The organism is Paenibacillus sp. 01T443 (assembly GCF_056398325.1).
Genome location: NZ_JBFTPE010000006.1, coordinates 1 through 20,096, shown reverse-complemented (window position 1 = coordinate 20,096; position 20,096 = coordinate 1). Strand labels below are relative to the sequence as shown.

Sequence of the window (20,096 nt, the reverse complement as noted above, 5' to 3'; positions counted from 1 at the left end):
AATGCCGGCGTGGACAGAGGGAACGTTTAGGTTTGCGTTATTAATTGGTCAGTGTATATTCGGAACGGCAGCGATTTATGCGTTTCTGCAGCTTTGGCCCGAGCGCCCTGCCAGGTGGAAGCATCTGACTGTCGTAACCGGTTGGCGTACGAGACAGGTGCCGGATAAATGGCTGCGCCTGGCCCTTGTTTCAAGGCAGCAGGCCTCCTTTATGGAAAGGGAGCTCCTGCTTGCCGGCTGCGGAATAACGGCAGACGCAGCTTGGTATGTTCTGGCAAGGCGAGCGCTATTTTTCTTAATTGGCGTGTTGATTATGATTGTTGCTGTATGGCATAGGCGACTAGATGCGTATATGCCAATCACCTATGTCGGTCCCGGCTTACTTTTAATTATGCTGTTGATTTATATCGACTTGGAATGGCTGCGCTCTATTCGGAGAATGCGAGCGCTGCAGGTGACCAAAGAAATTTTTGTGATCAGCAAGCAGCTTCTTTACTTATCGGACTCGTCGCTCCATATTCATGCGAAGCTGCTTCGCTGTATCCCTTTTACTAGGGCGATACGCATTGATTTAGAGCGTCTTCTCGCCGAATGGTATCACGATGCGTCAGGTGCTCTTCAGCGTTTTAAGCAACGATTGGGGACGGAAGAGGGCTTAAGCTTTGTTGAAACACTCGATGCGCTTCGTTTGCACGAGAGCCCGCAATATTATGAGCTGCTCCGCGTAAGAATCGAAGATTATAAGGAGAAAATCGACCTGGCCAAAGAAAGCCGCAAGGAATCCACCTCCTACATTTTATTTGTTATCGCGGGCATACCGATTTTGTATACCTTCCAGATCTTTATTTACCCTTGGGTAAGGGAAGGACAGAAGCTATTTCAATCCCTTAATTAAAATCATTCATTAGCGGAAGGAGGTGACAGCATGCGCAACATATTGATGACCGTAATGATGCTTGTGGTCGTGATCGTCCTGTTCAACACGATTATCGCCCAGGATACGACGGGAACAAGCAGTCAAATCGAGACGCAAGGAACATCGGCAAACACACGAATCAGTCAGATGCTTCCGTAATAACTCTGAGCTATATTGGTCAATCCTGGCGGAGGTGTTTATTTTGCGTGGAATACTAATCTCGATGCTGCTGCTAATCACTGTACTCATTTGCTATCAGGCTTTCGCCGAGGGCGACACAGGCTTGAAGCAGCAAATGGATGGCGCCGGCAGCTCGATCAGCACGCACATCCGAGGCATGAGCCCGTGAAGCAAATCTTAATATTTGTCCTGTTTGCCGCGCTAATGTGCTGGCTCATGTTCTCTCCGATCTATAAGCATGTCCTTATTGTCAGACAAGCGGTTTTGCAGCAAGAGGTTGATTATTTACTGGAAATAGGGGCGAGCGGAACCTATGGCTATATCAGTGAAGATATGCAAGAGCAGTCTAGGCAGCGCTTGGCTCGCTTTGGAATGCGGCCAGACGATATTATATTTGAGCTGGCTGCGACAAGCGGCCTTGCAGCGACGAATCCTAATGCGCCGCTGCTGCGAGGGACAGGAATATCGTTAACGATGAGCTACCCCTACGAGGATTTATTTGAAATTGATCGCTTAATTGGCTTGACGCCACCTCTCCCGAATGAGCGGATGCGGGCGTTTGGCATGAAAATGAGCGAATATGTGCCATAAACGGAGGAAGCGGGTGAATCGATGTACAAGCTGCTGCTTATCGTCGTTATGATGTCGATCTGGCTTTCGATTCATCTGCTGCAGGTAGAGGAAGAGCTTGCCATGAAAACCTTGTTTCAAGGCAAGCATGCTGTCAATCGAGCAGCGCATGCGGCGGCACAGCAGCTTGATATGGGGGCGCTTGGGGAAGGGATACTTTCCCTTGCACCCGATAAGGCCGCAGCTGCGGCAGCTTTGTATTTACAGGAAAATTTGCAGCTGGATGAAAGCGGCACGCCGCTTCCGGGATCTTTTTTGAAGCAGCCGGTTGAGCTGGTCCTGTTTAAGATTGTAAATGCTGACGAGACCTTTCCGTATACGTATAAGAATGAGGCTTATGATTATGAGGTAACTTTAAAGCGGCCGGGAGTCGTGATCATTGTTCATATGGTTTATCCACGCGCCTTTCAGGTATTGGATCCCATTGAATGGAATATTAAGGGGGCGGCTGAGCTCGTCGCAGGTTGACGAAAAATGGGAAAATTGGTGTAATAAGAGGAGGGTTTTAAAATATAAGAAAGTATAAAATTCAACCTTATACGTTGCTTATATTTCACCGCGAAACGAGCTTTTGCCGCCAAGGACGGCATCAGCCGTTTACGCTTGGTATAGGAGTTGATTGTTAAATGATGGATATTGTGGCTGATGTTCCGGCTGAGCTCATTAATCAGCGAATTGGAAGTTTGCAGGCCGTTATGCAAGCGGAGGGCATTGATGCGTTTCTTCTTACTCAAAATGTTGATCTTTATTATTTTAGCGGATCGATGCAAAATGGATACTTGTTTGTTCCAAGCACCGGCGATGCTACCTTTTACGTTCGGCGCAGTGTTCAGCGTGCCAAGCTGGAGACCGCGGTTCAGGTAGCAGAGCTAGGTGCTTTTCGGCGATTTGGGGAAACGCTGGCACAGCAATACGCGTATTTATTCGGTAAAGGAGCGGGTCTGCGAATTGCAGCAGATCTGGATGTGCTGCCGGCACAGCTTTACTTAAAGCTGGCTGAACTGCTTGGTTCCCCTGCGCATTGCGAAATGGTGGACGGTACCGCCCACATTCGCAAAATACGCATGATAAAATCGGCATGGGAAGTGAGCCGAATCGAGGCGGCCGCAGAAGTTGTAGCGGAAGCGCTCAGCGCTTCGCTGCATGTGCTGAGAGAAGGGATCAGCGAGCTGGAATGGATGGCCCGCGTTGAATACGAGCTTCGTATACGTGGTCACATCGGCTTAATGCGCATGCGCGGCTACAATCAGGAGATTACGACCGGTATGGTCATTTCGGGAGCGGCAGCGGCTGTCCCGACGTATTTTGACGGGCCTGCAGGCGGGCTTGGTCTTGGAGCGGCTTCGCCCCAGAGCGTAAGCCGCTCGATTATTAAGCGGAACGAGCCAATAATGATTGATATTGGCTGCTGCGTGGATGGTTATGTAATCGATCAGACTCGTACGGCAGTTATTGGAAAGCTGCCTGCGGCGCTCCAGCATGCCTATGAGGTATCGGAGTCGCTGATGGCTTTGACCGAGAAGCTGATGGTTCCCGGCACGGCCTGCTCAAAGCTTTACGAGGCTGCTCTTGAAGGCTGCGCGGCAGCCAAGCTGACTGAGAACTTTATGGGTTTTGGCGCAGATCAAGCGAAATTTCTGGGACATGGCATCGGACTGGAAATTGATGAATGGCCGGTGCTCGCCAAGGGCTTTCACACGCCGCTGGAGCCGGGAATGGTTATTGCGGTTGAACCGAAATTCACTTTTCCGGGCCAGGGCGTGGTAGGGATTGAGAACAGCTACCTCATCACAGAACTGGGGTCAAGAGCGCTGACTCGTACCAAGCCAGAGCTTATAGTGCTGCCGTAAATAAGAGGAGGAGATTCATCCATGGATCGGGAGCTAACAAGAAGGCTGCATCGGGATTATATTACGGTTTACCGTATTAGCGAGCTTATTTCGAATGGTATTTTTCTTGCTTTGATAATTGCTTATTTCACCTGTGCGTTAATTTGGGAATGGACGTTAGTACCTGGATGGATCGCACTGTCCGTATTTATTATTTCACTTGTGTTGTTTACTTGGATTATTCCGCAAATGAAATATACGCGTTTTCAATATGAGCTGTTTGAAGATGAGCTGGAAATCCAATCCGGCCTTGTCTTTTTGAGCAACGTGCTTGTCCCGATGGTTCGCGTGCAGCATGTCGAGCTTGAAAGCGGACCGCTTATGCGCAAATATGATTTAGCCAGCGTTTCCATTGTAACGGCCGCAACTACGCATCGGATTAGCGGTCTTAAGCTAGCGGAGGCGCAGCAGTTGAAGCGGCAAATCGGCGTCTTGGCTAAGGTGGATGATCAAGATGAATAATCGCCGCACGCTTCATCCCATTTATATATTGTTTGGCCTGTTGAATACGATCCGCGGCTTCATTCCTTTTATATTAATCGGATTATTGAAGGGAACGGATTTTGCAGGACTGGAATGGTACTGGTATGCGGGCGCCGGTGTGCTCTCATTGATCATTCTTGCCTTCAGTTATCTAGAATGGATGCGCTTCGGCTTCTGGCTGGAGAGCGATCGGATTATTATTCGCAAAGGCTGGCTGTTTAGGGATGAGAAGACGATTTATTATACTCGCATCCATTCGGTTAACGTAGAGCAGCCTCTTATTCAGCGCATACTCAAAGTAGCGCAGGTGAAGATTGAGACACCTGGCGGCAACAAGAAGGCAGACGGTATTTTGCCAGCGCTGGCCCTTAAAGAAGCGAACGCTATTCAGCACATGCTCAAAAAACAAGCCTCGGCGGTTGTTCAGCCGGAAACTCAAGCAGATTCAGTTAGCATAGACAACCAGAATCAAGCAGCTGATTCGCGGGTGGTAGTCAAGATAAACCATAAGCAGCTCGCGCCAGAAACTGCAGACGAAGAGGTCTCGCATAAACCCTCATTTACGCTGCATGCGGGACAGCTGCTTCAGGCAGCCGCAACCTCAATGAATTTCGGGCTCGTTGCGGCTTTTATGGCGGGTTTGTATTCTTTTGCAAATGATATTATTAATCAGCTGCTGCCGGATCATTTTTTCGAAACGGTCGTAGAGGACTCTACGAACCTAATGCCAAGCTATTTCATTATTGTATTTATTGTCATCGCAGGAATAGGCTTTGCATGGCTGCTCTCCATTGTTTTGTATGTGTTTAAATACAGCGGCTTTTCTGTCAAAAGAGACGGCATGCAAATTTCCGTTTCGTACGGTCTGCTTGAGAAGAAGTCTTTTGTGTTTGACCCCAAAAAGGTGCAGGCTGTCATCGTTAACGAAGGACTGCTAAGGCAAGTTTTCGGTTATGCAGAAATTCAGCTTCAAATTGTGTCTTCAGACAAGAAGGAACAGCTTATGCTGCATCCCTTTTTAAAGCGTTCCGATATTCAAAAGGTGTTGGATGATTTTGTGCCGCAGGTGAAGCATTCCCCGGTGAAAGCCTTGGCAGGAGCCCCAAAGCGCGCGTTCCTTTATTATGTTAGAGTCGAACTGCTGCTGGTGCTTTTGTTATGCGCAGCTGCTGCATTCTTTCTGAAAGAAGACGGGTTATGGTTTTTGCTGCTCGTACCGACTGTCGTTTGGTGGAGAAGAAGCTGCCATCTCGCGGCCGGCGTCAGCTTGGATGATGGACAGCTCACGCTTCGCAGGCGATTCTTATCGAGAACCACTTATTTGATTCGGCGTCCGCAAATTGTAACGATGCGGGTGAACCGCTCCATTGGACAACAGCGCAAGCAGCTGCTAACCTTGTCGGTTCGAGCGATGGGGAGTCCCTTTGAATACAGAGTGAAATGCCTTGACCGCGCAGATGTAGAGCCTGTTTGGCGATGGTACAGCCGCAGTCAAAGCAGATAATAGAAAATTGAATACTTTTCAACAGCTGCAGAAGTGCTTTCGCTTCCGCAGTTTTTTTATCGTGTAAAAAAATTTTGAAGTGAAATGAACGAATACAAGAAGCTATCCGTCTAAGCTGTATAAACGAACATAGTAAGGGAGGTCCAGCGCTCGTGCATGACGAGACGAAGCTGATTAAGCAGGCGGTTCGCGGAGACACCCGAGCGCTCTCTGAGCTGCTGCGGCAGCATTATTCTTTTTTATATCAATATTTGCTTAAAGTAACGATGCACAAAAGCCGTGCGGAGGATGTCACGCAGGAGACGATGCTGAAAGCGATTGAGAAAATAGCGACGTTTCAGGGGAAAGCGAAATTTTCGACTTGGCTCATTACGATCGCTTCGAGAATCGTTATTGACCGTATACGCCGAAGCGAGCTGGAACGGCATTGGCTAAAAGAGGAGCAATCGCTTAGGTCTATACGCTACGATACTTTGCAGCGAGGAGAGGAATGGACGGAAGCGCTGGAAGCATTAGGCCAGCTAAGCAGCGATATTCGGATTCCGGTGCTGCTCAAATATTATTACGGCTATGCGCAGGAGGAAATTTCCATGATGCTGGACATTCCCGTTGGGACTGTAAAATCCAGGCTGCACAATGGTTTAAAGCAATTGCGAAAGGAGCTGACAGAGCATGAAGAAGCCTAAAGAGGAGTTAGATGATCAGCAGTGGTTCAACGATCAGATCAAGAACACAATCACGCGGTTTGATGCTTCGCATAGGCCGGATGTTCCTGAGCTGCAGCAATTCGAGGTATTTGTGGATAGGCATAAGCAGGAAACGAAGAAAAAGCTGCGAAAAGAGCTGATGCTCTTGTGGGCTGCAGCTTGCTTTATATTCGCCTTAATGCTTTGGATGATTGATCGTAATTGGATATGGTTTGCTATTCTTCAAGCCGTTGTTGCAGCATGCGGAATTGGTTATGTCAGCTTAACGTTCGGCTTAAGGAAGGTGCGCGAATGGAAGAACTGAAGGTTATGCCGATTTGGTTTTGGGTTTTGCTCATTATTGTCTTAATTGCACAGTCAACCTGGTTATTTATAGACGCGCGAAAGCGGGAAAGCATGCCATGGTTGTGGGGGATATGGGGTTTAATACAAGTGCCTATGCCGCTTATCTTTTATTTCCTCATTGTTCGAAGCGGCTGGTTTAAGCGCGTGAGACGCAAGGATAATAAGTGATGCGCTGAGCGTTGATATGAAAGAGGGGGTTATTATATGAAGGAAGAGATCGTATTATCTGAAATCTTACCTATTATTGCGCCGATCATCGTTATTCAGTTGATTCTAATGACCGTTGCATTGGTTCTATGCGCAAAGGCGGAGAGCACGCGCGGTCCTAAATGGATTTGGGTTCTGACCATCATATTTGTTAATCTATTTGGGCCGATTGCTTTCTTTATTGCCGGAAGGAGGAATGAGGGATGACGGAGCTTCTCCAGGTAAGGGGCTTAACCAAAACCTTTGGTACGTTTAAGGCGGTTGCAGGCATTGATTTTTCCATAACCGAAGGGCACTGCGTTGCGCTGCTTGGTCCTAACGGGGCAGGGAAGACAACGACGATACGAATGATTACGGGATTGCTAAAGCAGACAGCGGGCCAAATGGTTTTCCAGGGCTCTGTTCAAGCTGGCAAGCATCGCGAGCTAATCGGCTATTTGCCGCAATCCCCTAGCTTTTATCCTTGGATGACAGGCTACGAATATATCGTCTACGCTGGGAAATTATGCGGCCTAAGCTCCGCTTCCGCTCAAAAACGAGCAAAAGAGCTGGTAGAACGGGTCGGAATTTCCGGTGCTGCTAAGAGACGCATTGGCTCCTATTCGGGAGGAATGAAGCAGCGGCTGGGCCTTGCTCAAGCACTCGTCCATCAGCCCAAGCTGCTCGTTATGGATGAGCCGGTCTCCGCGCTGGATCCGCTCGGGCGCAGAGAGGTGCTTGAACTGCTGCGAGATCTGAAGCAAGAAACGACGGTGCTCTTCTCGACGCATGTTTTGCATGATGCGGAGGATCTGTGCGATGACGTCATTATCATTCGAGACGGACAGGTCGCGCTGCAAGGGTCGATCGAGACCATTCGGAAAGAACATCGTAAACCGATTATCGAGCTGCAGCTCGAAAGGGACACTCACTCGGAGCGTTGGTTATCCTCTTTTATAGAAAGAAGTAATCTCGAGACAAAAACAGGGAAAAAGACTAGTTTATTCGAAGCGGCCGAGCTGCAAAACAGGACAGGCCGTTTTACCGTTAACGACGTAGACGCTGCAAGGAGCTGCCTGCTGGAGGAGCTGTCGCGAGAGCAAGTCAAGTTCAGCAGCCTGGCCGTGGGCCATACCTCATTAGAGGACTTATTCATGAAGGTGGTGAGCTCATGAGAAGCGAAACGATGGAACGCATAAGCCTAAGTCTACCTCAAGCGCCCTTATCCTCAGGTTTTTACCGTTACATGGTCATGGTTCAAAAAGAGCTGCTAGAGCTTGTACGGAGCTACAAGTTATTATGGGTGCCGCTTATCTTTGTTTTGCTAGGCATTATGCAGCCGGTGTCGACTTATTACATGCCCGTCATCTTAGAGCATGCCGGAAGCATGCCGGAAGGAACGGTTATTGAAATTCCAAAGCCGCTGGGCGCGGAGGTGTTAGCGCAAACGCTTCAACAATTCGGTACGCTGGGCGTACTTGTGCTCGTGCTCGCCTGCATGGGCACGGTATCTGGTGAGCGTAATAGCGGCGCGGCATCGCTCATTCTTGTGAAGCCGATTTCTGTACTTTCCTACATCGGCTCCAAATGGACGTCTATGCTGCTCCTTGCCTGGGGTTCGCTTACCGCAGGATATTTGGCCTCATGGTATTATACTGGACTGCTGTTCGGCGAGGTTCCATTCTCAGGTGTGTTAAGCAGCCTGCTTGTGTACGGTTTATGGCTTTCCTTTGTTATGGCGATAACTCTTCTTTTCAGCTCATTGCTCCGGAGTCCGGCCGCGGCTGCTTTTTCAACGCTTGGCGGAGCAGTTGCGCTGTCCTTGTTGGCAGGCCTCTTCCCTAAATTTATGGGATGGAGTCCTGGTTCGTTAAGCGGCTTCGCTTATGAATCTGTTGTTACGGGTATAGCAAATACTAGTCGATTCGGCTGGGTGATAGCTTCCACAATAGTATGCATAGCAGCGGCAGTAAGCGTTTCTGCAGCATTCCTTCGAAAAAGTTCGGCTGTTGATTAAAAAAATGTCAGTCTATTAACTCTCTTCGATTGGACACCGCTATCATTTTTTAGTAGGATAGTAGTGAAAGAATCAGCGGCGAAGAAACGGGAGTTGAAGACGATGCTACAGCTAGGCACAAAGGTCGTCATTGTGGCTGACCAATATGAACAAAACCTTCCCATTGGGGAACATGGTTATATAATAGCGTACGATCGAAACGCAGATAATGTCTTTGATTATGTGCTGCGGGTTCCTTCGGCGAATCGCAATTTCCTCATTCCAGATGAGGACGTCGAGCTTGAAGAGGTGCTCATTCAAGATGAGGTTGACCGCATTGAGCGTGAGGCTCTAATTGATTTTGCACTCGCTACGCATAACGAGGAATTATTTAAGCGGATTATGAACGGCGGGAATGAAACGGAACCGGAACAGGACAATACGGCCAAGGAACCTCTCAGCCCTGCAGACTTTATTCGGCAAGTAAATTTAAAGGCTTGGATTTAAATCGCAGCTGCATATAGCGGGCTGTTCTGCATGTCACTTGCTGACTGCGGAACAGTCTTTTTTTTGTTGAGTAAATGGAATCGGAAGAGCTTAGGGGCGTTGTTTGCCGTTTTCATTGATGTTCGCCATGTAAGTGAGATATAATAGGAAGAATGATTACAGGAATAGGAAAGGAAGAATACCTGATGAGCATTACGCCCAAGGATGTAGAGCATGTCGCCAGGCTGGCGCGGTTAGAGCTTTCCGATTCGGAGAAGGACCAGTTTACGGAGCAGCTCAATGCGATTTTGAAATATGCAGAAAAGCTAAACGGCTTGGACACGGACAATGTTGATCCGACCAGCCATGTGCTTCCGATTACGAACGTTATGCGTGCGGATGAGAATCGGCCGTCGCTGCCAATCGAGAAGGTTTTGCTGAATGCGCCTGATGATGAGGATGGACAATTTAAAGTACCTGCGGTACTTGAATAATAAGAATGGGTTTTATTTGAAGGGAGGAACTACTGTTGGCACTGTTTGATTTGCGCCTGCAGGATGTACATAACAAGCTTAACAATAAGGAACTATCCGTTTCTGAGCTGGTTAGCGCATCATATGCGAGAATTGCGGAAACCGAGCCTGCTATTAAGGCTTTTATCACATTGAACGAAGAAAATGCACGCTTGCAGGCTTCCGAGCTGGACAAGCAGCAGCAAGAAGGCGGCGAACGCGGTTTGCTGTTCGGTTTGCCGGCGGGAGTAAAGGATAACATCGTTACGGAAGGCCTGCTTACGACCTGCGCAAGCCAGTTTTTAAGCAATTACAATCCGATTTATGATGMAACGGTAGTTCGCAAGCTAAAGTCAGCCCAATCCGTAACGATTGGCAAGCTGAACATGGATGAATTCGCGATGGGCGGTTCCAATGAGAATTCGAGCTATTACCCGACACGCAATCCATGGAACACAGAGTATGTTCCGGGCGGATCAAGCGGCGGCTCAGCAGCATCGGTTGCAGCGGGTCAGGTATACTTCTCGCTTGGTTCCGATACAGGCGGTTCCATTCGTCAGCCGGCAGCATACTGCGGCATCGTGGGACTTAAGCCTACTTACGGGCTTGTTTCGCGCTTTGGCCTCGTGGCTTTTGCATCTTCACTGGACCAAATCGGTCCGCTTACCAAAAATGTAGAAGACTCCGCTTATGTGTTGCAAGCAATTGCTGGTTATGATGCGGGCGACTCTACTTCTGCGAACGTGGAGATTCCTGATTATACATCTGCGTTGACCGGAGATGTCAAAGGCTTACGCATCGGCGTACCAAAAGAATACCTCGGAGCGGGTATTGATCCGCGTGTGAAAGAAGCGGTGCTTCAAGCTCTAGCGGTATATGAATCATTGGGCGCAACATGGGAAGAGGTTTCGCTTCCGCATACGGAGTATGCGATTGCGACCTACTATTTGCTTGCTTCCTCGGAAGCATCCTCGAATCTGGCTCGTTTTGACGGCGTACGCTATGGCGTTCGTGCTGAAAATCCGGAAAACCTGATCGATTTGTATAAGAAATCACGCAGCGAGGGCTTCGGCGCGGAAGTGAAGCGCCGGATAATGCTCGGTACGTATGCGCTTAGCTCTGGATATTACGATGCTTATTACTTGAAGGCGCAGAAAGTACGGACGCTGATTAAACAGGATTTTGATCAAGTGTTCAGCCAATATGATCTGATTATCGGACCTACGGCACCTACGCCGGCATTCCGTATTGGGGAGCAAGTTGGGGATCCGTTAACGATGTATTTAAACGATATTTGTACAATACCGGTTAGCTTGGCAGGGGTTCCTGCTATAAGCGTACCGTGCGGTACGGCTGACGGCTTGCCGATCGGTCTGCAAATTATCGGGAAAGCGTTCGACGAGTCGACGGTGCTGCGCGCCGCTCATGCGTTCGAGCAGCACACGGAGCATCATAAACAACGTCCGCAGCTATAAGCGGTCATATATACGTTTACGGAAGGGATCGATACGAATGTCTGAACCGAACAAATACGAGACGGTTGTCGGGCTGGAAGTCCATGTCGAGCTGCATACGAATAGTAAGATTTTTTGCGGCTGCTCGACGGCTTTCGGCGCGCCGCCGAATACCCATACCTGTCCAGTATGTCTTGGGCATCCCGGCGTTTTGCCGGTATTGAACCGTCAAGCGGTTGAATACGCGATGAAGGCAGCAATGGCACTTAACTGCCAAATTGCAGATATTAGCAAGTTTGATCGAAAAAACTACTTTTACCCGGATTCGCCTAAGGCTTACCAAATATCGCAATTCGATCAACCGATCGGCGAGCATGGCTGGATCGATATCGAGGTAAATGGCGAAACAAAGCGAATCGGCATTACTAGGCTGCATCTTGAAGAGGATGCAGGAAAGCTGACTCACGTAGATGGCGGTTACGCCTCACTTGTCGATTTCAACCGTGTCGGTACGCCGCTAATCGAGATCGTGTCAGAACCGGATATCCGCACACCAGAAGAAGCGAAGGCTTATTTGGAGAAAATCAAAGCGATCATGCAATATTGCGATGTGTCTGATGTGAAAATGGAAGAAGGCAGCTTGCGCTGCGACGCGAACATCAGCTTACGTCCTTACGGACAGAAGGAATTTGGAACGCGGGCTGAGCTGAAGAACATGAACTCTTTCCGCGGTGTTCAGCGCGGACTTGAATATGAACAGTTCCGCCAAGCGGAAATTCTTGATGGCGGCGGCGAGGTTATCCAAGAGACGCGTCGTTTTGACGATGCGCTTGGGAAATCGTTCTCGATGCGCGGCAAGGAAGAAGCACATGATTACCGCTACTTCCCGGATCCAGATCTCGTGCAGCTGCACATCAGCGAGGAATGGAAGCAAAGCATTCGTGCAACGATTCCGGAATTGCCAGATGCGCGCAAAGCAAGATATTCGGCTGATTACAGCCTGCCAGCTTACGATGCCGAAGTTATTACTTCAACTAAGAAGCTTGCTGATTTCTTTGAGGAAAGCTTATCCTACACCAAGGATGCCAAAACCGTTTCGAACTGGATTATGGGCGATCTGCTTGGCTACTTGAATGCGAATGGCCAGGAAATTTCCGATGTGAAAATAACCGGACAAGGCTTAGGCGAAATGATCGGATTGCTTGAGAAAGGCACGATCAATGGTAAAATTGCCAAGACCGTATTCAAAGCGATGCTCGAATCCGGCAAGCTGCCACAGCAAATTGTCGAGGAGCAAGGTCTCGTTCAAATTAGCGATGAAGGTGCCGTACTGCAGATCGTGGATCAGATTATAGAAGCGAATCCGCAATCTGTCGAGGATTACAGAGCAGGCAAAGATAAAGCGATTGGTTTCCTGGTTGGCCAGATTATGAAAGCCTCCAAAGGGAAAGCTAATCCTGCACTTGCAAATAAGCTGTTAATTGAACGCTTGAAATAAGCGCAACCATACGTAAAGACGCGGTTCATCATCCGATGAATCGCGTCTTTCTTTTTGACCAATACTCGGTTTAGAAGACCTGTATGCTCCATTTGCTGCATACAATTATGTTACAATAGCGATTATGGAAAGGTCGGGATCGCAATGGAATTACATTCACTAAACAATCCTTGGAATATAAGTGAGCTTCATATTCTGCTAAGATTGATGCTTGCACTGCTGTTAGGAGGTCTCGTCGGATTTGAACGTGAGCAATCCAATCATGCGGCAGGACTCCGAACCAACATATTGGTTTGTTTAGGTTCTTGCTTGCTCATGCTGCTCTCTATGTATGGCTTTTCGGCTTTTGTCGATGAGCCGAATGTAAGGGTTGACCCCGCTCGTCTTGCTGCAGCTGTCATCACAGGGATTGGTTTCCTCGGGGCAGGTACAATATTGTTTACGGGCAAGTCGATAACAGGCTTGACCACCGCAGCTTCGCTTTGGGTCGTATCCGCGATTGGGTTAGCTGTAGGAGCGGGCTTTTATTTCGCTTCTGCAACCGCGACAATTATGGTGCTCGTCACGCTATGGGCTTTTAATAAGCTGGAGAAAAGGTATATTAGTGCGAAGAAGGAACATTTGATTAAAATAAAATCGAATGATTTGTCTCAAGCCATGATGGATATCAACAGCTTGCTGACAGATCGGAAAATCGTTATGAGAAAAATGCTGCTGGAGGAGTGCGAGGCTGATGAAAACGGCGGACAGGTTATGCTGCAACTCTATATTACGCTGCCAAAATCAGAAGCGCTGCTCGTTCTTCTCGATAGTATAAAGCATTTGGAGGGTGTACGTTGGGTCAGCTCAGAATAAAACGGATGAAAAACAGACTGCTCACTGTATTATTCGCGTTCCTGATGCCAGGAGCAGGACATATGTATACGGGGCAGCATCCGAAGGGATTAGTGCTTATTGCGGCTTTTTGGCTGGATTTGACAGCCATTGTGCGATTAGCTGATTCTGACGGCGGAAGACATTTACTGTTGATTGTTTATCTAGGCATCATGCTTCCAATCTTTTATTTTATAAGCGTATTCGATTCCTTGCAGAGCGCTGAGGCATTAAATCATAAACCAGTTGCGTTAAATCTCACGCACGGTGTTTTACTTTTAGCATCGGGAAGCATTATGCTTATTTTGGTAAGGCCCCCGCAGGCACTTTTGCCCTGGATGAATGAGCTTGCGGAGCTCTGCGTGGGTCCATTCATTATGATGACATCAATTATGCTGCTGTTACGTTCACGGAAAGGGTCGGTATCTATGTTTAAGCTAGGTCGTTTTACGGCTGCAGTACTTGTCCTCACCGTAGGAATATTGCTTTTGCTCGATCAAATTAATGGAAGAAATGATATTTCGCTACTTGGACAATGGTGGCCGGTCATATTTATCATATTAGGCCTTGAAATCATAATATTCAGCTTAAAATTTAAAGGAGCGGAGAAGAAGCTTAGATTAGATGTTGCAGGCGGAATGATTGCTTTAGTCATAACACTGACCGCATATGTCGTAACGCAATACGCAGATATTCCTTTTCGGTGGCTGGATCAATTTAATGTTGATCTAAACGGAGCGGCCGAATATGGAGAAGAAAAGGGCTTCCGTTACGATAAGGCAGTTATCAAAGTTCCCTTGGATGAAGCGGCATCACTCATTCGTATCGTTAATCCAAATGGACAAGTAACCGTTCGTACGGGTGACGTGCAGGAAATTGAGCTTTTGACGGCCGTATGGGTCGATGTCGCCGAAAAGACGGAAGCGGATGCCATAGCTGAGCAGTCAACGGTAAAAGTCAATCCCGGTGCGGAGGTTACCTTGGAGGCGAAAAGTCAGTCTTATGGAGCAAACGGCAGCAGAAAGCCTAGAATGAATATGATTATCACCGTGCCAATGTCTCTTTCTGATCAAGTGCAGGTGGAGGAAGAAGCTACGGAGACGCCGTTGCAACCGGACTTGAATAGTGTACTCGATGCGGCAAAAGAGAAGAGCCTGGAGATGCCATTTCCTATCGCTGAAGAAGAAGTAGATTCGAATATGCAGTTGGCAACGGATACAAATTCGGACGAGGAGACTGAGCCGACGCCTGAGACGACAGAGGAACCGAAGCCAGCTTTGAAGCTGAGCGTGGAATCAGATAACGGCTCCGTTGAAGTAAAGGAATTGGCTCTGCCGGGCGGCTTAGACATCCGAAGCAACAGCGGGATTATTTCTGTAAGCAACATTAACGGCGCATTAACCGTTAAAGGTAATAATGGAAGTATTACCGTTAACGGGATATCCGGTGATTCCAGCCTGGAGACGAAGAACGGTACGATTGCTGCAGCGAATATCAAAGGAAAGCTTTTTGCTAATACGCTGAATGGAAGCTTGGAAATCAAAGATATTAAAGGAAACATCGAGGCCGAAACGAAAAATGGTAAAATTAAAATGGACGGAGCTGGTGCTTCCGTAAAAGCGGATACGCTTAATGGCAGTATTGAGCTAAGCAGCGATACGGTTGGCGGCGATTGGGATCTGGACAGCTCAGTTGGCGAAGTAAAGCTCACGATGCCAGTGTACGGACATTTTACAGTGTACGGATCGGTAACTTTCGGTAATATTACAACGGAGCTGCCGCTGGAGGTAAGTAAGAAAACCATACGCGGAACAATAGGCGAGGGCACATTTCGAATTCAAATTAATGCAACGAACAGCATTGCGATCAAACAATTTGGGCGTTCCTAAAAAGGCGCTTTCATTGACAAACTCTTAAATTAGAACGTACAATAGCTGTAACTACTAAGGAAAGAAAGGCGTGAGGGGAATGGGAGCCAGCGTTAACTTAGCACTTGAGCAACTGAAGATGAATGGCGTCCGAATGACCCCGCAACGTCACGCCATATTAAGCTACTTGATGGACTCCATGTCCCATCCGACCGCAGATGAAATTTATAAAGCGCTCTCTCCAATTTATCCAAGTATGAGCGTGGCTACAATATATAATAATCTGCGTTTATTTGTAGAAGCTGGATTAGTGCGTGAGCTGACTTATGGCGATGATTCTAGCCGTTTTGATTCGGATTTATCCGATCATTACCACGCCATTTGCAAAAATTGCGGTTCAATCGTGGACTTTGATTATCCGCCGCTGCTTGAGGTGGAGCGTGCCGCTTCACGGGTGACGGGTTTTGTAGTTGAAGGCCACCGGATGGAAATATACGGGATATGCTCGACATGCAACACCACGTCAACGAAATAATTTACGCAAAGCCAAAAAAAAAAAGAACGTGCCGGGGAGCGCTTCAACGCTAATCTGCACGTTTTTTATTGAGACATAACAATTTTTAATTTTTCGCTTAGGAATCTGCTTATATATGAGAGAGTCGACTCCCATTGTTGTTATAAGACCATGACAAACGTTTAAGCTTGCCAGGAGAATACAGAAAGCATGTAGGAGAGTGATGACTTGGAAACGATTTATAACCGAGCGCCGCGCCCAAGAGGAAACCGAGGTGCCCGGAGCATAGTTTTTTTATTTTTGGCGGGAGTGTTGGCCGTATTTTGCTGGTACGGATATATGCGCTATATTCCAAACAACGAAAAGGCAGATCCGGAATATCAATCCGAGTTTCCGATTCTCATTCGTGGCGTAGAGGCCGAGCTGGGAGCAATTATTGAAAATAACGAAGTAAAGCTGCCTCTCCCCGTTCTCGAGCAGGTGCTTGGTCAGGACAAGCCTATCCGATATGAGCCAGATTCGGGCTCCATTATTTTAACCACGGCAAATAAAGTTCTGCATCTCAAAACAGATTCTTTATCGGCCACGATTAATCAAAAGCCTTATAATTTAACGATTACCGCTGAAAAAACGGGAGAGACGGTATACATCCCAGCAGCACCTCTAAAGGAACTATACGGGTTACATGTTGAATATAAGCAAGAAACGGGTACTGTAACTCTGTTATCCGAAGGGGATTCAATCCAATTAGGAGAAGCAGTAACAGAGAAGGACGCGGCTATACGTACCGAAGCAACGATCCGAGCACCCTTTTTACAAAAAGTGTCCCAAGGTCAATCGTTTAGAATTTGGAAGGAGCAGGATGGTTGGCTGCTAGTCCAGAGCAACGATGGTCTGACTGGCTACATGAATAAAAATGATGTGAAGCTGACGGACATCAGCCAAATTCCTTCTAAAGCTGAGGAGACCCCCTTCATCGCTTGGAAGGTGCTCGGAAACAAAATTAATATGACATGGGAAGCCGTTTACGACCGGAAGATCGATTCGGCTAAGATCCCTGCCATGCAAGGCTTGAATGTGGTTAGTCCAACATGGTTTGCGTTAGCAGATGATAAAGGAACGATTAAAGGCAAGGCTGATCCGGCTTACGTGAAATGGGCTCACAAGCAAGGCCTGCAAGTTTGGGCATTGTTCAGCAATGACTTTGAACCAGAGCGTACGTCAAAAGTGTTGGCTACAGCAGCATCGCGATTTTCAATGATCCAACAGCTGATCGGTTTCGCGCAGGTTTATGGACTGCAAGGGATTAATGTGGATTTTGAAAATGTACACACCTCGGATAAAGCCAATTTTGTGCAGTTTATCCGTGAGCTTACACCGCTATTGCACGAACAGGGTCTGGTTGTTTCGGTTGATGTAACGCCAAAATCGAATAGTGAGATGTGGTCGTTGTTTCTAGACCGTGCAGCCTTAGGCGGAATTGTCGACTATATGATGGTCATGGCTTACGACGAGCATTGGGCGTCAAGTCCGAAGTCAGGCTCGGTTGCTTCTCTGCCTTGGACGGAGAGCTCGGTGCTGCGCATCATGCAGGAGGATGGTGTTCCTTCTAATAAGCTCATACTCAGCATGCCATTATATACACGCATATGGACGGAGAAGAAGGGTGCAGATGGTAAGATCACTGTCTCTTCAAAAGCAGTCGGTATGGAGCGTATCAAGGAAATTATTAATGAGAAGAAACTAAAGCCTGTGTTTGATGCAGCAGCGGGTCAAAATTACGTGGAATATAAGGAAGACGGAAATTTAACTCGAATTTGGATCGAGGACGATGTTTCCATTAAAGCTCGTGTTGCCCTGGTGCGGAAATATGATTTGGCAGGCGTAGCAACCTGGCAGCGAGCATTCCAAACCCCGTCCATTTGGAAAACAATCGACAATGCTATTAAGCAAAAGCCATAATACATTCTATTTTAATGATGCGAACGAAAAACGCCTCCTTCTCTGTATGCAACAGGGAAGGAGGCGTTTTTAGTTTATTTCGAACCGAAGCGTCTGAGAATTAAACCTGCTGTTCAGACGGACTGTGCGTCGCTTGTGCGGGATCGAGCGTCAGCATGGTTTTGCAATACATACAACGGTCAGTCTTGCCGAGCATTTTCGTTGGCCGGCTGCATTCCGGGCACTGCAGCATGGTCGCGCTCGTTGACATCATACCAGCCCAGAAATAAACTGCTACGCTAATGAGCAACGAAATCATGCCGATTACCATGAAAATAGCTGCGATAATTTTTCCGGCTTGTCCCCAAAATACGATGCCAGCAGTGCCTAGTATCATTACGCCCATACCAACCAGGGTAAAGACAAGCCCCCAAAGACGGAATTCATTAATTTTGGCCGACTTAAAAAAGAACTTTTTCATTCGTTCAAACCCTTCCTATGACTAATGACTTATTAAAATGGGACTGTTTTCTGAGTTAGTAAGCAGGAATGTGCCTCTAACCTGTCGAAAAAGAATAAAACTGTAGAATATTATTATAGCTCAATAAAATGTGATTAGCTATATGGAGGAACCGGTGGAACATATAAAAGCGCACTTCGCAAGCAGCTATCAAGATGAACCTAGTGTTGTCGGTTTAGCTGTAATAGAAAACCCTTATTCTTATAATCCATTAATTGATGGATTAGATTTATTATTACTCGTTGTGAAAAATGATGAGCATGCATTTAATGAAACGGAGCATGTTCAACTCGAGGGTCAGCGCGTGATGATACGAACCATTGATTCAGCTGGCTTGAACGAATGGTTGTCCGGCGGAGAAAATCGCAATATTATTGAGTGGCTAGTTCGGGGGGAGATCTTGTTGGATCGCGACGGCTATTTAAGCGATGTTCGTGAACGTCTGCTTCAATTTCCTGATGCTATGCGGGAGCAAAAGCAGTTTTCGGAATTTGCCGGTTTCTTAAGAACGTATTTGCAAGCGAAGCAAGACTTGTTGGACGGTAATCTGCTTGATGCATACAGTCATGTGTTAACTGCCCTTAACCATTGGGCTCACATTGTTCTTATAGAAGAAGGCCGGCATCCTGAGCTTACGGTATGGAAGCAGCTGAAGCGGGTTCATCCTGGAATATACAAGCTTTATGAAGAGCTAACGGTTAGTCCGGAAACGTTGGAACAAAGAGTACAATTAGTTATGCTCGGCTGTGAGTTCTCTGTAATGACAAAAATGAAAACAAGCTGCGTTTTGTTGTTCAATATACTGAGAAGTCGCGAGGAGCCTTGGAGTATAGCAGAGCTGCAATCACATCCCTCCATTAATGTATTGCATGTCGATTTATCGCTTGTTCTTCAGAAGCTGGTGAAGAGAGAGTATATACGCGAAGTTGCTGTAATGCATGAGTTAGGGGATATTGGTGCACTGGAGCTGCGCTACATGATGACTGAGAACGAGATGTAGGAACTTATAGATGATTATAAAAAGCGTTAGTTAGGCCGTATTTATCAGGTCTAACCAGCGCTTTTTGTTTTCAAAAGAAATACTGCAAAACATGCTTGACTTATATGGAGGACAGATGATATATTAGTACTCGCCGCTTTTACAGGTTACATGATCGAAAAACGACAAGTTAAAAAGAATGTCGAATAACGAAAAAAAGTACTTGCAAAGAGATGGGCGAATGTGATATATTATAAAAGTCGCCGATACGAAATACGCGGTTGACACGAAAGAAAAGATTGCTCTTTGAAAACTGAACAACGAGTAATAACTGCCCTTAYGATCCTAACGGATCGTTAGAAAAGCGATAAAAAGTAATGAGCATTTCAAACACCAATTTGGAGAGTTTGATCCTGGCTCAGGACGAACGCTGGCGGCGTGCCTAATACATGCAAGTCGAGCGGAYCTTGTCCTTCGGGACAAGRTTAGCGGCGGACGGGTGAGTAACACGTGGGTAACCTGCCTGTAAGACTGGGATAACATTCGGAAACGAATGCTAATACCGGATACGCAGCTTGGTCGCATGACCGRGCTGGGAAAGATGGAGCAATCTAT

24 protein-coding genes and 1 rRNA gene are annotated in these 20,096 nt (G+C 47.3%); 24 read left to right on the top strand and 1 reads right to left on the bottom strand.

The annotated features are described in order from the left end of the window. Window position 1 precedes the first annotated feature (1 nt). From AC1DLI_RS10975 to AC1DLI_RS10870, 22 genes are all read left to right on the top strand, one after another. Window positions 2-895, top strand: coding sequence for a hypothetical protein (locus tag AC1DLI_RS10975; protein WP_477602424.1), 894 nt, complete (start codon window positions 2-4; stop codon window positions 893-895). Between the two features lie 30 nt (window positions 896-925). Beyond that, window positions 926-1,075 carry a hypothetical protein gene (locus AC1DLI_RS10970; RefSeq protein ID WP_308999969.1) on the top strand — a complete coding sequence of 50 codons (150 nt, stop codon included), beginning with the start codon at window positions 926-928 and terminating at the stop codon, window positions 1,073-1,075. Window positions 1,076-1,118: 43 nt separating this feature from the next. Beyond that, on the top strand, window positions 1,119-1,265 hold the full coding sequence (locus AC1DLI_RS10965; RefSeq protein ID WP_477602422.1) for a hypothetical protein: 147 nt from the start codon (window positions 1,119-1,121) through the stop codon (window positions 1,263-1,265). Further along, window positions 1,262-1,687 (top strand): hypothetical protein, encoded by a 426-nt coding sequence (locus tag AC1DLI_RS10960; RefSeq protein ID WP_477602420.1) that lies wholly within the window; start codon window positions 1,262-1,264, stop codon window positions 1,685-1,687. Before AC1DLI_RS10965 ends, AC1DLI_RS10960 begins: the two co-directional genes overlap by 4 nt. A gap of 21 nt (window positions 1,688-1,708) precedes the next feature. Next, a complete protein-coding gene (locus AC1DLI_RS10955; protein ID WP_477602418.1) occupies window positions 1,709-2,194 on the top strand; it encodes a hypothetical protein in 486 nt (161 codons plus the stop codon). Between the two features lie 161 nt (window positions 2,195-2,355). Then, window positions 2,356-3,576 (top strand): M24 family metallopeptidase, encoded by a 1,221-nt coding sequence (locus tag AC1DLI_RS10950; protein ID WP_477602900.1) that lies wholly within the window; start codon window positions 2,356-2,358, stop codon window positions 3,574-3,576. A 21-nt stretch (window positions 3,577-3,597) separates the two neighbouring features. Then, window positions 3,598-4,077 (top strand): PH domain-containing protein, encoded by a 480-nt coding sequence (locus AC1DLI_RS10945; RefSeq protein WP_477602416.1) that lies wholly within the window; start codon window positions 3,598-3,600, stop codon window positions 4,075-4,077. Further along, entirely contained in the window at window positions 4,070-5,602 is a 1,533-nt protein-coding gene (locus AC1DLI_RS10940; RefSeq protein ID WP_477602414.1) for a PH domain-containing protein, read from the top strand. Before AC1DLI_RS10945 ends, AC1DLI_RS10940 begins: the two co-directional genes overlap by 8 nt. Window positions 5,603-5,754: 152 nt before the next feature. Then, complete coding sequence (sigY, locus tag AC1DLI_RS10935; RefSeq protein WP_477602412.1) at window positions 5,755-6,288, top strand: RNA polymerase sigma factor SigY; 534 nt, start codon at window positions 5,755-5,757, stop codon at window positions 6,286-6,288. After that, window positions 6,275-6,613, top strand: a complete 339-nt coding sequence (locus tag AC1DLI_RS10930) for a YxlC family protein (RefSeq protein WP_477602410.1) — start codon at window positions 6,275-6,277, stop codon at window positions 6,611-6,613. The genes sigY and AC1DLI_RS10930 overlap by 14 nt, the downstream gene beginning before the upstream one ends. Next, on the top strand, window positions 6,601-6,822 hold the full coding sequence (locus AC1DLI_RS10925; protein WP_308999977.1) for a sigmaY antisigma factor component: 222 nt from the start codon (window positions 6,601-6,603) through the stop codon (window positions 6,820-6,822). Before AC1DLI_RS10930 ends, AC1DLI_RS10925 begins: the two co-directional genes overlap by 13 nt. Window positions 6,823-6,858: 36 nt before the next feature. Then, window positions 6,859-7,068 carry a PLD nuclease N-terminal domain-containing protein gene (locus AC1DLI_RS10920; RefSeq protein WP_477602407.1) on the top strand — a complete coding sequence of 70 codons (210 nt, stop codon included), beginning with the start codon at window positions 6,859-6,861 and terminating at the stop codon, window positions 7,066-7,068. Beyond that, on the top strand, window positions 7,065-8,015 hold the full coding sequence (locus AC1DLI_RS10915) for an ABC transporter ATP-binding protein (RefSeq protein WP_477602405.1): 951 nt from the start codon (window positions 7,065-7,067) through the stop codon (window positions 8,013-8,015). Before AC1DLI_RS10920 ends, AC1DLI_RS10915 begins: the two co-directional genes overlap by 4 nt. Continuing rightward, a complete protein-coding gene (locus tag AC1DLI_RS10910) occupies window positions 8,012-8,857 on the top strand; it encodes an ABC transporter permease (RefSeq protein WP_477602403.1) in 846 nt (281 codons plus the stop codon). The genes AC1DLI_RS10915 and AC1DLI_RS10910 overlap by 4 nt, the downstream gene beginning before the upstream one ends. Before the next feature lie 102 nt (window positions 8,858-8,959). Next, window positions 8,960-9,343, top strand: a complete 384-nt coding sequence (locus AC1DLI_RS10905) for an ATPase (RefSeq protein ID WP_308999981.1) — start codon at window positions 8,960-8,962, stop codon at window positions 9,341-9,343. Between the two features lie 185 nt (window positions 9,344-9,528). Further along, window positions 9,529-9,816, top strand: a complete 288-nt coding sequence (gatC, locus tag AC1DLI_RS10900) for an Asp-tRNA(Asn)/Glu-tRNA(Gln) amidotransferase subunit GatC (RefSeq protein WP_308999982.1) — start codon at window positions 9,529-9,531, stop codon at window positions 9,814-9,816. Window positions 9,817-9,851: 35 nt separating this feature from the next. Beyond that, window positions 9,852-11,309 (top strand): Asp-tRNA(Asn)/Glu-tRNA(Gln) amidotransferase subunit GatA, encoded by a 1,458-nt coding sequence (gatA, locus tag AC1DLI_RS10895; RefSeq protein ID WP_477602400.1) that lies wholly within the window; start codon window positions 9,852-9,854, stop codon window positions 11,307-11,309. A gap of 37 nt (window positions 11,310-11,346) precedes the next feature. Next, window positions 11,347-12,786, top strand: a complete 1,440-nt coding sequence (gene gatB / locus AC1DLI_RS10890; protein ID WP_477602398.1) for an Asp-tRNA(Asn)/Glu-tRNA(Gln) amidotransferase subunit GatB — start codon at window positions 11,347-11,349, stop codon at window positions 12,784-12,786. Between the two features lie 144 nt (window positions 12,787-12,930). Then, window positions 12,931-13,641 carry an MgtC/SapB family protein gene (locus AC1DLI_RS10885; protein ID WP_308999985.1) on the top strand — a complete coding sequence of 237 codons (711 nt, stop codon included), beginning with the start codon at window positions 12,931-12,933 and terminating at the stop codon, window positions 13,639-13,641. Further along, window positions 13,623-15,548, top strand: coding sequence for a DUF4097 family beta strand repeat-containing protein (locus tag AC1DLI_RS10880; protein WP_477602396.1), 1,926 nt, complete (start codon window positions 13,623-13,625; stop codon window positions 15,546-15,548). The genes AC1DLI_RS10885 and AC1DLI_RS10880 overlap by 19 nt, the downstream gene beginning before the upstream one ends. 79 nt (window positions 15,549-15,627) lie before the next feature. Further along, on the top strand, window positions 15,628-16,062 hold the full coding sequence (gene perR / locus AC1DLI_RS10875; RefSeq protein ID WP_308999987.1) for a peroxide-responsive transcriptional repressor PerR: 435 nt from the start codon (window positions 15,628-15,630) through the stop codon (window positions 16,060-16,062). Between the two features lie 207 nt (window positions 16,063-16,269). Then, the gene (locus tag AC1DLI_RS10870) at window positions 16,270-18,003 is read left to right on the top strand and encodes a glycosyl hydrolase family 18 protein (protein WP_477602393.1); all 1,734 of its coding nucleotides are present in this window, start codon (window positions 16,270-16,272) and stop codon (window positions 18,001-18,003) included. A 100-nt stretch (window positions 18,004-18,103) separates the two neighbouring features. On the opposite strand, the gene AC1DLI_RS10865 is transcribed toward AC1DLI_RS10870, so the two are convergent. Then, window positions 18,104-18,463 carry a YgzB family protein gene (locus tag AC1DLI_RS10865; RefSeq protein WP_308999989.1) on the bottom strand — a complete coding sequence of 120 codons (360 nt, stop codon included), beginning with the start codon at window positions 18,461-18,463 and terminating at the stop codon, window positions 18,104-18,106. A 154-nt stretch (window positions 18,464-18,617) separates the two neighbouring features. Between AC1DLI_RS10865 and AC1DLI_RS10860 the strand changes: the two genes are divergently transcribed. Together AC1DLI_RS10860 and AC1DLI_RS10855 are read left to right on the top strand one after the other, a co-directional pair. Further along, entirely contained in the window at window positions 18,618-19,502 is an 885-nt protein-coding gene (locus AC1DLI_RS10860; protein ID WP_477602391.1) for a nucleotidyltransferase-like protein, read from the top strand. Window positions 19,503-19,876: 374 nt separating this feature from the next. After that, window positions 19,877-20,096, top strand: a 16S ribosomal RNA gene (locus AC1DLI_RS10855); the annotation flags it as partial.